Below are 14,343 nucleotides of genomic sequence, written 5' to 3' on the forward strand. Positions count from 1 at the left end.
AAACGGTCGATTAATATTTTGAAAGTCTATGCGTGTCTGCATGGCTTTTATGCGCAATCTTAGCATTTCGTTGAATAAAAGCCTGTGATATTGGCAGCGCAAATGCTGCATGCGGGACACAGGAAAAGTCTATTCGCACGCCGCGACAGTTGATCCCTTACATTCCACGCACGTCCGACGTATCGTCGGGAAAACCGTGCCCAATAAAGGCGTGTCAATGCATCAAGATTTTGCCATTGGCCGGGCCGCCCGGCTGTTCCGCTCCGCACGCACCCTCTTTCTGGGTCTTGCCATGTGCGCGAGCGCCGGTGTCGCAGCGTCGGCATCGACCTGCGGTCAATTGCCCGGACCCGGCATGGAACCGGGCAGGCATGATTTTTCCATTCTTTCCAATGGCCAGAAACGCGACGGCGTCTATTTTGTTCCATCCGCCTATGATGGAAAAAAGCCGCTGCCCGTGGTGTTCGATTTTCATGGCTCCAACAGCAATCCACATGGCCAGCTGAACCGCAGCGGCTGGGACAAGCTTGCCGAACGGGACGGTGTGGTGGTGGTGGCGCTGGCCGGCAGCCTGAATGGCGAATTGCCCGGCACCCATGCCTGGAATGTTCCCGGCGTCACCAAGCGCCCGGGCGGGCTGGACGAGGTCGGTTTCATCCGCGATGCCATCACCATGGTGAAGGGCAGGTTCTGCGTGGATGAGGAGCGTTTTTATGGTTCCGGTTATTCCGGCGGCGGGCGCATGCTGTCGCAATTCATCTGCAATGGCGGCGCGGATTTCACCGCTGCCGGTTTCGTCGCCTCGCTGCGCGCGGGTTATCCGCTGGAGACCGAAGGCAAATGGGGACCGGATGCGGCAAGCTGCAAACCGGCGCGGCCGATGTCGATCATCGCATTTGCCGGGCTGAAAGACCCCGCCAACCCCTATCAGGGCGGCGGCAAGTCCTATTGGCAATATGGCGGCGAGACGGCGCTGAAGCGCTGGGCCGAAATGGACGGCTGCAAAGGCGCCGCCAAAAGCAAGGTGGGCGAGAGCTTCACCGTCAATTCCTATGATGTCTGCAAGGCCGGTGCGCGCATTCAGTCCTATGTCATCGAGAACTGGGACCATGCTTGGCCGCGCGCCACCATGAAGGCGGAAGTGCTGGCCGCGGCCGCCGTCGTCACCCGCAAGCCGGGTGGCGAACAGACGCCGAAGGCGGAACCGGCCGTGGAGCGCAAGATGCCCACAGGCGAAGTGACGCGCACGGTTGATGCGGCCGAAAGAATGTGGGATTTCTTCCGCAATAGGGAAGGACAGCTGGTGGTGGACGCCGTCGTCAAGAAGGATTGCGGCGCCAAGGCCAATTCCGCTTCCGCAACCGTTTCGGAGACCGCGTGCAGCAGCAACAGCAAGTCATCGTCCCTTCCGGTTGTGAAGACGCTCAACAGCCTGTCCGGCAGCAACGCGCCCGTGGCAGAGGACGCATTGTAACCAAGCTAGTTGAAGGGCGCAGCCGGCTGGACGAATTGTTTCAGGAAGGCTGCGCCAAAATTCGGCTGCCGGATACATTTTCAAACGAAGCCGAGGCCATTCTCATCAATTCCTCCGGCGGGCTCACCGGCGGAGACGAGATCGAATGGCAGGCGGTCGCCGGTGCCGGCACCTCGCTTGTCGTGACAACGCAGGCCTGTGAGAAAGTCTACAAGGCATCATCAGGCACAGCCACGGTTACCGCCCGCATTTCTGCCGGGCCGGGCGCGAAACTGCACTGGCTGCCGCAGGAAACCATTCTCTTCGACCGGGCCTCGCTGACCCGCCGGCTGGAAGCCGATCTCGATAAATCCTCCGAATTCATCGCCGTCGAAGCCGTGTTGCTCGGTCGGCAGGCCATGGGCGAGGCGATGACGCATGGGCTTTTTCGTGACCGCTGGCGCATTCGCCACGGGGGCACGCTTGTGCATGCCGAAGAGCTTCTGCTTTCGGGCGAGGTGGCGGCGCTGACGGCGAAACCGGCGGTTCTCGCCGGCCAGGTCGCCTTTGCCACGCTGCTTTATATCGGACCGCTGGCCGAGGCGCTTCTGCCTAAAATCCGGGCTATTGCCGGGGAAAGCGGCGGCGCCAGCCAATGGCAGGGCAAGCTTGTGGTGCGGGTTGCCGCCGCAGACGGTTTCTCCTTGAGAAAATTGCTTTTTCCGATCATTTCGCTCTTGCGAAACGGCGCGCCAGTGCCGAAAGTCTGGAATCTGTAAACCCTTCGGATCGCTTCGTATCAGGCGTCCCTCGGGGTCTGTCAACACGTCGGATCTGCTTGCCGCAACCATGCTGGCGGAACAGATTCCAAGCTGCGGGACCACGATGAACCTTAGCCCAAGAGAAAAAGACAAGCTGCTGATTTCCATGGCCGCCATGGTGGCGCGCCGCCGGCTGGAGCGCGGCGTGAAGCTGAACTATCCCGAAGCGATTGCGCTGATTACCGATTTCGTGGTCGAGGGCGCCCGCGATGGCCGCGCCGTGGCCGAGCTGATGGAGGCGGGCGCGCATGTCATTTCCCGCGATCAGGTGATGGATGGTATCGCCGAGATGATCCATGATGTGCAGGTGGAAGCGACCTTTCCCGATGGAACCAAGCTGGTGACCGTTCACGAACCGATTAGGTGAGGGGCAAAGGCTTCATGGCGGCCAACGCTGCCTGAGATAAAAGGGGAAATTCCATGAAACCAGGCGAAATCATTGCCGCAGAGGGCACCATCGAACTCAATGCTGGCCAGCCGACCGTGACGATCGAGGTGGCCAATTCGGGTGACCGGCCTGTCCAGGTGGGCAGTCATTACCATTTTTTCGAGACCAATGCGGGTCTCCTGTTCGATCGTGACAAGGCGCGCGGTATGCGCCTCGATATTCCGGCCGGCACGGCGGTACGTTTCGAGCCCGGCCAGAAACGGGAAGTGACGCTGGTGCCGCTTTCCGGCAAGCGCGAGGTTTATGGTTTCCGTCAACAGGTCATGGGGAGGTTATGAAATGGCGACGGCGCATTATCATGGAAGCTGCCAGTGCGGCGATGTGAGCTTCGAGGTCGATGCCGATCTCGACCATACCGTCGTCTGCAATTGTTCGCGCTGCAAGCGCCTGGGTTCCACGCTCGCTTTTGCGCCGCGTGAGAAATTCACGCTGCTTTCCGGTAAGGACAAGCTCAGCGAATATCTCTTCAACAAACACAAGATCCATCATCTTTTCTGCTCCACCTGCGGCATCGAGAGCTTTGCTTATGCCGATGGGCCGGATGGAACGCCGATGGTGGCGGTCAATGCCAATTGTCTCGACGGTGTCGACCCCCGGGCGCTGAAGCCGCAGGCTTTTGACGGCGCGGCGGCCTGAGCGATGGCGATCAGCAAAAACAGCCTCGCCATGGCCGCCGTCTTCTGCGTGACTGCAGGCATCTCTGGGCCGGCAACCGCGCAGGAGCCGAACTGCAAGGAACCGCAGACGCAGGCGGACATGACGATTTGCGCTGGAAAGGATTATGAGAAGGCCGACAAGCAGCTCAATGTCGACTATCAGAAGCTGCGCAAGCTGCTTGTCGAACGTGACAAAGCGGCGGATGCGGATGGCAAGGGTGCGGCCGATGCTCTGGTCACTGCCCAGCGCGCCTGGGTGGCGTTTCGCGATGCGAATTGCGCGCTATCAGGCTTTCAGGCGCGGGGCGGCTCGATGGAGCCGATGCTGATTTCTTCCTGCCTGGCCGAGATGAGCACTAAGCGTGCCGATGATCTGCGCCAGCTGTCGGAAGGCTTCTGAACGCATGGGGCGGCAGATCACGATTGTTGGAAATGGGGAGTTGCCGCCCGGCGCCGCCCGGCTCATCGACCGTTCGGATATCGTCATCCGTTTCAACGACTGCCGCTCCCTCGGGCTTGGCGGCACGCGCACCGATGTCGTGGCCGTCTGCAATACCGGGCGGCCGGGTCGCGAGATGAGCGAAGGGACCGAATGGCGCGAAAGCGACGGTGTGCGACAGGCGGCTGCCATCTGGTCGGTGCGTGATCCCGCAAAATTTGCAGAAATGGAACCTGATATCCGGGTGCGCTGGCCGGAACTCACCGATTTCTGCGCCGATTACACAGCTGCCTTTGCGGCAATCGCGCGGGCGGGCGGCAAGAGCCATGTTGTTATCCATCGGGGCGTTCACGAACGGCTCGATGTCGCGCTCGAAGCCTATGCGCCCGCGCCCTATGTCTGCCCCAGCACCGGCCTTTTCGCCATCGCCCATGTTCTTGAGAATGTTAGCGATGAGGATGACGAGGTGGCGATTGCCGGCTTCGGCCATCAGGGCTGGAGCGGACATCCATTTACCGCCGAACAACAGCTGGTCGAAGCCCTCGCGGGCGAGGGCCGGCTCAAACGAATTTCTCCCACATCGATTTTCTCCGCGTCCGAAGGAGCCTGAGCCCATGCCTTACAAGATTTCCCGCGCCGCTTATGCCGGTATGTTTGGCCCGACCGTTGGCGACAAGGTGCGTCTTGCCGATACCGAACTCTTCATCGAGATCGAGAAGGACCACACCACCTATGGCGAGGAAGTGAAATTTGGCGGCGGCAAGGTCATTCGCGACGGCATGGGCCAGAGCCAGGCGACGCGGGCCGAAGGCGCCGTCGATACCGTCATCACCAATGCCGTCATCGTTGACCATAGCGGCATCTACAAGGCGGATGTGGGCCTGAAGAACGGCCGCATTCATGCCATCGGCAAGGCGGGCAACCCGGATACGCAGCCGGGTGTCACGATTATCGTCGGCCCTTCGACGGAAGCAATTGCCGGCGAAGGCAAGATCCTGACGGCAGGCGGTATGGACGCGCATATCCACTACATCTGCCCGCAGCAGATCGAAGAAGCGCTGATGAGTGGTGTGACCTGCATGCTGGGCGGCGGTTCCGGCCCGGCGCACGGCACGCTTGCCACCACCTGCACCGGTGCTTGGCACATTGAGCGGATGATCGAAAGCTTCGATGCATTCCCCATGAACCTCGCGCTGGCCGGCAAGGGCAATGCCTCGCTGCCAGCGCCGCTGGAAGAGATGATTCTTGCCGGCGCCTCCTCGCTGAAGCTGCATGAGGACTGGGGCACGACGCCCGCCGCCATCGACAATTGCCTGACGGTGGCCGATGAATATGACGTGCAGGTGATGATCCACACCGATACGCTGAACGAGAGCGGTTTCGTGGAAGACACGGTCGCCGCCATCCGGGGCCGCACCATCCATGCCTTCCACACCGAAGGTGCGGGCGGCGGGCACGCGCCTGACATCATCAAGGTCTGCGGCAACCCGAACGTCATTCCGTCCTCGACCAATCCGACCCGGCCCTACACGGTGAATACGCTCGCCGAACATCTCGACATGCTGATGGTGTGCCACCACCTGTCGCCATCCATTCCCGAGGATATCGCCTTCGCCGAAAGCCGCATCCGCAAGGAAACCATCGCGGCGGAGGATATTCTCCACGATATCGGCGCGTTTTCGATCATCTCTTCCGACAGCCAGGCCATGGGCCGCGTCGGCGAAGTGGCGATCCGCACCTGGCAGACCGCCGACAAGATGAAGCGCCAGCGCGGCCGCCTGAAGGAAGAGACGGGTGAAAACGACAATTTCCGTGTTCGTCGTTACATCGCCAAATATACTATCAACCCGGCCATCGCCCAGGGTGTCAGCCACGAGATCGGCTCCGTCGAAGTCGGCAAGCGCGCCGATCTGGTGTTGTGGAATCCGGCGTTTTTCGGCGTGAAGCCGGAAATGGTGTTGCTCGGCGGTTCCATCGCCGCGGCACCGATGGGCGATCCGAATGCCTCCATTCCCACACCGCAGCCGATGCATTACCGGCCGATGTTTGCGGCCTACGGTAAGCTGCGCACCAATTCCTCGGTCACTTTCGTGTCGCAGGCCTCGCTCGACGGTGGCTTTGCCCAGCGCCTCGGGGTCGCCAAGAAGCTTTTGGCGGTTAAGAACGTGCGTGGCGGTATCTCGAAAGCGTCGATGATCCACAATTCGCTGACGCCGCATATCGAGGTCGATCCCGAGACCTATGAGGTGCGGGCAGATGGCGAGCTTCTGACCTGCGAACCGGCGACGGTGCTGCCGATGGCGCAGCGTTATTTCCTGTTTTAACGGACGTTGCGTTGCGGACTGTTCTCAGATGGATCGGCGGCGGCTTGCTGCTGGTCGTCCTGCTTTTCGTGCTCGGCACCGTGGTGCCGCGCCCCTTTTTCGCGGATGATGTAAACGGTGCGAAAGATCGCGAAATCCTGCTGTTGTCCAACCCGATCCACACGGACATTGCCCTGCCGGTCGATGACGATCTGCGGCGGGTTTTTGCCGAGTTGCAGGAGGGCGGCATTGCGGTCAATCATCCGGCGGCCGCCTATCTGGTGTTCGGCTGGGGCGGCCGCTCGTTTTACATCCAAACGCCCACCTGGGCCGATCTGAAGCCGATGCCGGTGCTGCGCTCCTTCACGCTGGACAGCGCCGTCATGCATGTGGATGTGACAGGTGATTTTCCCGCCAATCTCGCCGGCGTGAAACGGCTTCGCATTTCCGAAGCGGGCTATCAGCGCCTTGTCGCGGGCATCAGGGCAAGTTTTGCCGGAAACGACAACGGTGTCAGGCCGGTTGCCGGTGTCGGCTACGGCCTGACGGACGCGTTTTTCGATGCAAATGGCTGGTTCAATGCGGTTGCCGGATGCAACACATGGTCAGCCGCGATGTTGCGGGACGCGGGCATTCAAACCGGCTGGTGGACGCCCTTGCCGCCGCTGTTGCGTTGGTCGATAGATATGCACAATTGATCCCAAATTCCGTGCGGCCATTTCGCGTATTTGGCGGCTGAAATCCTTTTTTTATGCTGCACCGCAGCGCGTCATGCGCTATGGAAACTGCTAAACAAGTCCGCGCGGATCGATCCCAAGCGATCCCGCAAAACGCCAGAACAGGAGACAAGACATGCTCGGCAAAAAAGTGCCCGCCGTAACCTTCCGCACGCGCGTTCGCGATGAGGCCGTTGGTGGCCCCAACCCGTTCCGTTGGCAGGACATGACCTCCGACGATTATTTCAAGGGCAAGAAGGTCGTTCTGTTTTCGCTGCCCGGCGCCTTCACGCCGACCTGCTCGACCTACCAGCTTCCGGATTTCGAAAAGCTGGCGGGTGAATTCCGCGCGCTCGGCGTCGACGAAATCTATTGCCTGTCGGTCAACGATGCCTTTGTCATGAATGCCTGGGCCAAGGGCCAGAACCTCGAAAACGTCAAGGTCATTCCTGACGGTTCGGGCGAGTTCACCCGCAAGATGGGCATGCTGGTCGCCAAGGACAATCTCGGTTTTGGCATGCGCTCCTGGCGTTACGCCGCCGTCATCAATGACGGTCTGGTGGAGCAGTGGTTCGAGGAAGAGGGTTATTCGGACAATTGCGAATCCGACCCTTACGGCGTTTCTTCGCCGCAGAATATTCTTGAAAACCTGAAAAGCCGCGCTGCGGCCTGATTTTGGTTTTGCGAAGGCCCGGCACCGATGTCGTGTCTTCGGGTTGCTGACAGGAGGCGAAAACCTCTCATCCGTCATCCTCGCCCTTGAGGCGAGGATCCATAGGCGTCTGACGGGTGGATCCTCGGGTCATGCCTGAGGATGACGTCGAAAGTGGAGAAAGGTTTGCACTTGGCCCGGCCGTGATGCCGGGCTTTGTCATTCTGGTGGCCATGTGCCCTGAAATCGCGTCTTGAAATCACCCCGCCTATCCGGCAAAAATCAGCCTCCCAAGACTGTTTCTGAAACGGATCATCCCATGCTGCGCGTTACCTCCTATCACCCCGCCGGAACTCCCGGCGACGAGCCCTCCGGTTATGTCACGCTGGCACATGACCAGCGGCATCTGCGCCGCAAGCTGCTGCATCTGCAAAATGACGAAATGGTGATGCTGGACCTGAAGGAAGCGGTGCTGTTTGCCCATGGCGATCTGCTGGTGGTGGAAAACGGCGATCTGATCGAGGTCCGTGCGGCGGATGAAAAGCTGTTCGAAATCAAAGCGAAGGATCGTCTTCACCTGATCGAGCTTGCCTGGCATCTGGGCAACCGGCATCTTTCGGCGCAGATCGAGGAAGAGCGAATTCTCATCCTGCGCGACCACGTCATTCGTGCCATGCTGGAAGGTCTGGGCGCTACCGTGCGGGAGGTCGAAGAACCGTTCCAGCCGGCGCGCGGCGCTTACCACGCTCATGGCGGTCATTCCCATGGCCACAGCCATGATCACGGGCATGGCCACCACCATCATGACCACGGCTGAGGCGTGAGCGCGGAAAGCGGCGTTGCCGCGCTGTTGCGGCTGATGGCCTGGCTGTCGCCGGCCTTTCCGGTTGGCGGGTTTTCCTATTCCGGCGGGCTGGAAAAGGCTGTCGAAGACGGGCGCGTGCGCGATGCCGTGGCGCTTCACGGCTGGGTGGAAACGCTGCTGCGCCATGGCAGCCTCTGGAACGATGCGGTGTTTCTGGCGCATGCCTGGCGAAGCTCGCAGGATGCCGCGGCGCTCAGCGAAACGGCTGATCTCGGCCGCGCGCTGGCCGGCTCGGCGGAGCGTTATCGTGAGACCGTGCTTCTGGGAGACGCCTTCATTGCCGCTGCCGACGCATGGCCGCACGCGGTTCTGGAGCTGTTGCCGAAGGAGGCTCCTTATCCCGTCGCCATAGGCGCTATTGCTGCCGGACATGGAGTACCGCTGCGCGAGACGCTTGCGGCCTTTCTGCATGCCGGCGTTTCGCAGATCGTTTCGGCCGGCATCCGCCTTGGCGTCGCGGGGCAAACGGATGGTGTCGCCATTCTGGCCGCAAGCGAGGCGGTGATCGCGGACGTTGCGGCACGGGCCTTGTTGTCCACGCTCGATGACCTCGGCAGCGCCACTGTTATCGCCGATACGGCGGCGATGCGGCACGAAACACAGGGTACGCGGCTTTTCCGGTCGTGAAAGCGACGGCAATCGATGGGGCGAGCGCATCCCACTTGTTTCTTCTCCCCGCCGGGGAGAAGGTCGCGGCAGCGGGATGAGGGGGCAAGGGTAGAGATATACCGAGAGCTAGCCCCCTCATCCGACCCTTCGGGCTACCTTCTCCCCGGCGGGGAGAAGAAACAAGTGGCACGATCCTTGCGTATATTTGAGCTGAAATTTGAGTGGTTGTCGTAAGATTGGACCACAGCATGATGAAGGGAACAGAGTGATGAAATCGGGTAATGGGCCTCTGCGTGTCGGCATTGGCGGGCCGGTGGGTTCCGGCAAGACGGCGCTGACGGAGAAGCTCTGCAAGGCGATGAGCGGGGATTATTCCGTCGCCGTCGTCACCAATGATATCTATACCAAGGAGGATGCCGAGGCGCTGGTGCGCATGCAGGCGCTTCCGTCCGAGCGTATCGTCGGGGTGGAGACGGGCGGTTGCCCGCATACCGCCATTCGTGAGGACGCCACGATCAATCTGCAAGCGATTGCCGGGCTCAATGCGCGGTTTCCCGATCTCGATGTGGTCTTCATCGAATCCGGCGGCGACAATCTCGCCGCGACCTTTTCGCCCGATCTCGCCGATATCACCATCTATGTCATTTCCGTCTGCCAGGGCGAGGAAATTCCGCGCAAGGGCGGGCCGGGCATCACCCGCTCGGACCTGCTGGTCATCAACAAGAAGGACCTTGCGCCCTATGTCGGCGCCGATCTGACCGTCATGGACAGCGATGCGACCCGCATGCGCAACGCCATGCCCTTCGTCTTTACCGACATGAAGCGCGGCGATGGCGTGGATCGCATCGTTGGTTTCCTGAAAGAGCAGGGCGGTTTGTAAGAGAAGGGCGGAACGCCCTCCATCCTCTCCCCGTATGTCAGATTTGCTTCAATGCGGCCACGTCGTTGACCTGCACGATGCGGCCGCGCACGGTGACACCAGCCTTTTTCAGGGTGGAAAATGCGCGTGACAAGGCTTCCGGCGCGAGGCCGAGCTTGCCGGCGAGCAGGCTTTTCTGGAATGGCAGCCGCAGTGAAAAGGATGTCGCGTCACGCGGGCCCTGATTGATGAGGTAATGGGCGACCCGCTGCGGCGCCGTCTGCAGCCGGTCGTTGGCGATGCAATCCATGGTGCCGAGCAGGCTGTTGGACAGGCAGCGCATGATGGCCTTGGCGATGGCCGGCTCCTGATCGATCAGGCTGCGGATTCTTGCCAGCTCGAAACGCGCCACGGTGCAGTTTTCCGCCGCCTGCGCACTGTAACGATAGGTATCGCTGCCGAAGATCAGGCACTCGTTGAAGGTATCGCCGGGGCCGCTGACACGCACATCCGCCTCGCGCCCGTGCCGGTCCAGCCGGTAAAGCCTGATATACCCCGAGAGCACGCAATAAAAATGCTGGGCCGCTTCGCCTTCCTTGAAGAGGACGTGGCGGGCGTTGACATTGGTGATGGTCGCCGCCTCCATCAGCTTCAGCGCCGCCGCGTCGTCGGCTATCCCGATCAGGGGTGCGCGCAGCAGAATGTTCCTGTCCCTGTTGCTCAGCTTTACGGTCTTGTTCACGTCCATCCGGCTCCCGCTCAAACCTTTTGCCGGGCTGTCCGAAGCGATACGAAACCGGGGAAGCTCCTTCTCCCTCACGCCTGTCTGCAAAGAACCCATAGCATTAATCCTCAACCGGCAATTCCCGATGCGAGGGAGACTAGCAGTTCATCTGGAAAGCGAATTGATTTCGATCAAACGGGTTTGGCAATGCGGCCGAGCCGTTGAAGATCAGGGCGGCAGGGGAAAATGGAGTGAGTAGGTGCGGCATATTTCTTCTCCCCGAGGGGGAGAAGTCCGCGGCAGCGGGATGAGGGGGCGAGGGTAGAGAGATTCGGCAAAGTTGCCCCCTCATCCGACCCTTCGGGCCACCTTCTCCCCGGCGGGGAGAAGAAATATGCCGCGATGTCGTGCTTTACCACAGAGACGAAAAAACGCCGGGTACAAGCCCCGGCGTTTCAATCTTCGTATTTGCAACTTTCACTCCGCAGCGAGCGGCGGCAGTCGCAATATATTGCTGCCCTTTTCGCCTGCCTTTTCGCCGGTGCCCTTTTCCATGTTGGCGACGCGGGCCTCCAGCGAGGAAAGGGCGAGGCTGTTTTCGTGGGCGATCTCCGAGAGTTTCTCGTTGGAGAGGGCTTCCTCCTCCACTTCCTTCTTGCCGACGAAGCGGCCGAAGAGGTGGGCGAGCAGGCGCGAGAGGTCGTCCATGATCAGGAAGAAGGCCGGCACCACGATCAGCGACAGTACGGTGGATACGATGATGCCGCCGATCACCGCAATCGCCATCGGCGCGCGGAACGAACCGCCTTCGCCGACGCCGAGGGCGGAGGGCAACATGCCCGCCGACATGGCGATGGAGGTCATGATGATCGGGCGGGCGCGCTTGCGGCCTGCCTCCACCATGGCATGCACCCGTTCCATGCCGTGACGGCGCATTTCGATGGCGAAATCCACCAGCAGGATGGCGTTCTTCGTCACGATGCCCATCAGCATCAGGATGCCGATGAGAACCGGCATGGAGAGCGCGTTCTGCGTGATGATGAGCGCGACGGCCACGCCGCCAATGGCGAGCGGCAGCGAGAACAGGATGGTGAAGGGCTGGATGACATCCTTGAAGAGCAGGATGAGCACGACCAGCACCAGCATCAGGCCGAGCAGCATGGCATTGATGAAGCCCTGCTGCATTTCGCCCTGCACCTTGGCGTCGCCGCTTTCGGCAAGGCGAACGCTCGCCGGCAGTTCGGTTTCCGACACGATGCGCTTGAATTCGGCCGTCGACGTATCGAGCGCCGTGCCGAAGGGAACGTCGGAGCCGATGGAGACGACGCGGTTGCGGTCGTTGCGCTTGATCGAGCTTGGACCTTCCGAATAATCGATATCGGCAACGCTATAGAGCGGCACAAGCGATCCGGAGGCGGTCTTGATCTTCAGCGCGCGGATGGTGGCGAGGTCGCGGCGGGTGTCGAGCGACGCCTGCACGCGGATCGGAATCTGCCGGTCGTCCAGCGAAATCTTCGTCAGCTGCGCATCGATATCGCCGATGGTGGCGACACGCACGGTCTGCGAAATCTGCTGCGGCGTGATGCCAAGGCGGGCGATTTCATCCTTGCGCGGACGGATTTGCAGTTCCGGCCGGGGCAGGGCGCCTTCCGAGCTGACATTGGCAAGGATCGGCGAGGCCCGCAGGCGGCTTTCTAGAATACCGACGGCGTCGTTCAGGTCCTTCTCGTTTGAGGAGAGGAAGTTGAAGGAGAGCTCGCGTTCCGCACGGTCGTTGAGCTTGATGATGCGCACATCGGGAATGCCGCGCACCTGCGCGAAAATATCCCGCTCCACATCCCATTGCGGACGTGTGCGGCCCTTCTCTTCCACCTTCGGCAGATATTGACCGATGAGCGGAAGGGAGCCGAGGCCTTTGTTGACAAGGGTTTTCAGCAGCGAATGGTCGATATGCTGCAGGATGACGTTGACGGTGGCGCGGCGCAGTTCCAGGTCCCCCTTGGGCGAAGCGCCGCCGAGGATGAACACGCTTTCCACGCCATCGATGTCGCGGATGGCGTGATAAATCTGCGTTGTCGTGCGGTCGGTTTCGTCGAGCGTCGCATTGGGCGGCAGTTCCACCGAAAGCGTCACGCGCGAGGCGTCGTCCGGCGGCAGGAAGCTCCCCGGAACGCCGGCGAGCAGAATGACGGAAGCGACGAGGAAGCCGATGGCGCCGAGCAGCGTCAGATATCGCGCCCACCACTTGCGGGTGGTGGCGGTGACCATGCGCGTATAGGCCTTCATCAGCCGGCTGTCATTGTCGTGGTGATCGTCCATCGCATCTTCGGCACGCATCAGATAGGCCGCCATCAACGGTGTGATAAGGCGGGCGACGGCGAGCGAGAAGAACACCGAGAAGGCGACGGTGAGGCCGAACTGGATGAAGTACTGGCCCGGAATACCAGGCATGAACGAGACGGGCACGAAAACGGCGATGATGGTGAAGCTGGTGGCGATGACGGCGAGGCCGATTTCATCCGCCGCTTCCAGCGCTGCCCGATAGGGCGTCTTGCCCATCTTGATATGGCGGGCGATGTTCTCGATTTCCACGATGGCGTCATCCACGAGAATACCCGTGGCGAGGGTCAAGGCCAGGAAGCTGACGAGGTTGAGCGAGAAGCCCATGATATCCATGATCCAGAAGGTCGGGATCGCGGAAAGCGGCAGCGCCACGGCGGCAATCAGCGTTGCACGCCAGTTGCGCAGGAAGAGCAGGACGACGATAACGGCGAGGATAGCGCCTTCGATCAGCGTATGCAGCGCCGCCTCGTAATTGCCATAGGTAAAATAGACGGCGTCATCGACCATTTCGATCGAGACGTCGGGATGATCCTTGCGCACCTGATCGAGGCTTGCCGCCACGGTTTCGGCGACCGAGACCTCGCTCGCGCCCTTAGAGCGGAACACCGCGAAGGTGACGGCGGGATTGCCGTTGAAGCGCGAGAAGGATTTCTGCTCCTCATAGGTGTCGGTGACCGTGCCGAGTTCGGAGAGCTTGACGAAACGACCGTTGGACAGCGCTATCGTGGTATTGGCAAGCTGGCTCACGTCGCGCGTATCGCCGAGCGTGCGGATGGTCTGTTCGTTGCCGCCAACCTGGCCTCGGCCCGAGCCGAGATCGACGTTCGTGCCGCGCAGCTGGCTGTTCACCTCGGTGGCGGTAATGCCATAGGCATCGAGCTTTTCGGGGTTCAGCGAAACGCGCACTTCGCGGTCAGCGCCGCCATAACGGTCCACCTTGCCGATGCCCGACTGGCCCTGGAGCGAACGCTTGATCGTGTCATCCACGAACCAGGACAGTTCTTCCAGCGTCATGTTGGGCGAGGAGACGGCGAAGGTCTGGATCGCCTGACCCTCGACGTCGATCTTGCTGACAATCGGTTCCTCGATATCGGCGGGAAGATCGCTGCGGATCTTGTCGATGGCGTCCTTCGTATCCTGAACCGCTTCTTCCGTCGGCTTTTCGATGCGGAAGACGACCGTGGTGGTGGACTGGCCATCGACCACGGTGGACTGGATTTCGTCGACGCCGCTGATGGCGGCGACGGCATCCTCTATTTCCTTCGTCACCTGCATTTCCAGCTCGGACGGCGAAGCGCCGCTCTGGGTGACCGTGACGGCCACGACGGGAACGTCGATGTTCGGAAAACGGGTGATGGGCAGGGTGTTGAACGCCTGCATGCCGAGGATCATCAAAAGCGCGAAGCCGAGCAGCGGCGCAATCGGGTTACGGATTGACCATGCGGAAAAGTTCAT

At 61.0% G+C, this 14,343-nt stretch carries 15 protein-coding genes; 13 read left to right on the forward strand and 2 right to left on the reverse strand.

Annotated elements, in window-relative coordinates; genetic code table 11:
• Positions 1-217 precede the first annotated feature (217 nt).
• The 13 genes from BS627_RS00865 (at position 218) to ureG (ending at position 9,842) form a co-directional block, all read left to right on the forward strand.
• A complete protein-coding gene (locus tag BS627_RS00865) occupies positions 218-1,474 on the forward strand; it encodes a CE1 family esterase (RefSeq protein WP_077981433.1) in 1,257 nt (418 codons plus the stop codon).
• Complete coding sequence (locus BS627_RS00870) at positions 1,378-2,232, forward strand: urease accessory protein UreD (RefSeq protein WP_165691086.1); 855 nt, start codon at positions 1,378-1,380, stop codon at positions 2,230-2,232. The genes BS627_RS00865 and BS627_RS00870 overlap by 97 nt, the downstream gene beginning before the upstream one ends.
• A gap of 106 nt (positions 2,233-2,338) precedes the next feature.
• The gene (locus BS627_RS00875; protein WP_003520609.1) at positions 2,339-2,641 is read left to right on the forward strand and encodes an urease subunit gamma; all 303 of its coding nucleotides are present in this window, start codon (positions 2,339-2,341) and stop codon (positions 2,639-2,641) included.
• 53 nt (positions 2,642-2,694) lie between these two features.
• A complete protein-coding gene (locus BS627_RS00880; RefSeq protein ID WP_063948241.1) occupies positions 2,695-3,000 on the forward strand; it encodes an urease subunit beta in 306 nt (101 codons plus the stop codon).
• A 1-nt stretch (position 3,001) separates the two neighbouring features.
• Positions 3,002-3,358 carry a GFA family protein gene (locus BS627_RS00885; RefSeq protein ID WP_077981434.1) on the forward strand — a complete coding sequence of 119 codons (357 nt, stop codon included), beginning with the start codon at positions 3,002-3,004 and terminating at the stop codon, positions 3,356-3,358.
• 30 nt (positions 3,359-3,388) lie between these two features.
• Positions 3,389-3,778: a lysozyme inhibitor LprI family protein gene (locus BS627_RS00890; RefSeq protein WP_077981609.1), complete on the forward strand. Its 390-nt coding sequence runs from the start codon at positions 3,389-3,391 to the stop codon at positions 3,776-3,778.
• Between the two features lie 4 nt (positions 3,779-3,782).
• Positions 3,783-4,427 (forward strand): Urease operon accessory protein, encoded by a 645-nt coding sequence (locus tag BS627_RS00895; RefSeq protein WP_077981435.1) that lies wholly within the window; start codon positions 3,783-3,785, stop codon positions 4,425-4,427.
• Positions 4,428-4,431: 4 nt separating this feature from the next.
• Positions 4,432-6,141: an urease subunit alpha gene (gene ureC, locus BS627_RS00900; RefSeq protein ID WP_077981436.1), complete on the forward strand. Its 1,710-nt coding sequence runs from the start codon at positions 4,432-4,434 to the stop codon at positions 6,139-6,141.
• Between the two features lie 11 nt (positions 6,142-6,152).
• Positions 6,153-6,818, forward strand: a complete 666-nt coding sequence (locus BS627_RS00905) for a TIGR02117 family protein (RefSeq protein ID WP_077981437.1) — start codon at positions 6,153-6,155, stop codon at positions 6,816-6,818.
• 154 nt (positions 6,819-6,972) lie between these two features.
• Positions 6,973-7,509, forward strand: a complete 537-nt coding sequence (locus tag BS627_RS00910) for a peroxiredoxin (RefSeq protein WP_010972294.1) — start codon at positions 6,973-6,975, stop codon at positions 7,507-7,509.
• Between the two features lie 298 nt (positions 7,510-7,807).
• Complete coding sequence (gene ureE, locus BS627_RS00915) at positions 7,808-8,305, forward strand: urease accessory protein UreE (RefSeq protein WP_165691087.1); 498 nt, start codon at positions 7,808-7,810, stop codon at positions 8,303-8,305.
• Positions 8,306-8,308: 3 nt separating this feature from the next.
• A complete protein-coding gene (locus BS627_RS00920) occupies positions 8,309-8,980 on the forward strand; it encodes an urease accessory protein UreF (RefSeq protein WP_165691088.1) in 672 nt (223 codons plus the stop codon).
• A 250-nt stretch (positions 8,981-9,230) separates the two neighbouring features.
• A complete protein-coding gene (gene ureG / locus BS627_RS00925) occupies positions 9,231-9,842 on the forward strand; it encodes an urease accessory protein UreG (RefSeq protein ID WP_006315013.1) in 612 nt (203 codons plus the stop codon).
• Positions 9,843-9,879: 37 nt separating this feature from the next.
• Here ureG and BS627_RS00930 read toward each other — a convergent pair whose 3' ends face one another.
• Together BS627_RS00930 and BS627_RS00935 are read right to left on the reverse strand one after the other, a co-directional pair.
• Positions 9,880-10,569 carry a Crp/Fnr family transcriptional regulator gene (locus BS627_RS00930; RefSeq protein WP_077981439.1) on the reverse strand — a complete coding sequence of 230 codons (690 nt, stop codon included), beginning with the start codon at positions 10,567-10,569 and terminating at the stop codon, positions 9,880-9,882.
• Positions 10,570-11,022: 453 nt separating this feature from the next.
• The gene (locus tag BS627_RS00935; protein WP_077981440.1) at positions 11,023-14,343 is read right to left on the reverse strand and encodes an efflux RND transporter permease subunit; all 3,321 of its coding nucleotides are present in this window, start codon (positions 14,341-14,343) and stop codon (positions 11,023-11,025) included.

The sequence above is a fragment of the Agrobacterium salinitolerans genome (assembly GCF_002008225.1).
Classification (GTDB): Bacteria; Pseudomonadota; Alphaproteobacteria; order Rhizobiales; family Rhizobiaceae; genus Agrobacterium; species Agrobacterium salinitolerans.

Bases quoted from the DNA above. Each gene is read 5' to 3' on its own strand.
- BS627_RS00865 (WP_077981433.1), top strand. From the start codon at position 218: ATGCATCAAGATTTTGCCATTGGCCGGGCCGCCCGGCTGTTCCGCTCC.
- BS627_RS00875 (WP_003520609.1), top strand. From the start codon at position 2,339: ATGAACCTTAGCCCAAGAGAAAAAGACAAGCTGCTGATTTCCATGGCC.
- BS627_RS00880 (WP_063948241.1), top strand. From the start codon at position 2,695: ATGAAACCAGGCGAAATCATTGCCGCAGAGGGCACCATCGAACTCAAT.
- BS627_RS00885 (WP_077981434.1), top strand. From the start codon at position 3,002: ATGGCGACGGCGCATTATCATGGAAGCTGCCAGTGCGGCGATGTGAGC.
- BS627_RS00890 (WP_077981609.1), top strand. From the start codon at position 3,389: ATGGCCGCCGTCTTCTGCGTGACTGCAGGCATCTCTGGGCCGGCAACC.
- BS627_RS00895 (WP_077981435.1), top strand. From the start codon at position 3,783: ATGGGGCGGCAGATCACGATTGTTGGAAATGGGGAGTTGCCGCCCGGC.
- ureC (WP_077981436.1), top strand. From the start codon at position 4,432: ATGCCTTACAAGATTTCCCGCGCCGCTTATGCCGGTATGTTTGGCCCG.
- BS627_RS00910 (WP_010972294.1), top strand. From the start codon at position 6,973: ATGCTCGGCAAAAAAGTGCCCGCCGTAACCTTCCGCACGCGCGTTCGC.
- ureE (WP_165691087.1), top strand. From the start codon at position 7,808: ATGCTGCGCGTTACCTCCTATCACCCCGCCGGAACTCCCGGCGACGAG.
- ureG (WP_006315013.1), top strand. From the start codon at position 9,231: ATGAAATCGGGTAATGGGCCTCTGCGTGTCGGCATTGGCGGGCCGGTG.
- BS627_RS00930 (WP_077981439.1), bottom strand. From the start codon at position 10,569: ATGGACGTGAACAAGACCGTAAAGCTGAGCAACAGGGACAGGAACATT.
- BS627_RS00935 (WP_077981440.1), bottom strand. From the start codon at position 14,343: ATGAACTTTTCCGCATGGTCAATCCGTAACCCGATTGCGCCGCTGCTC.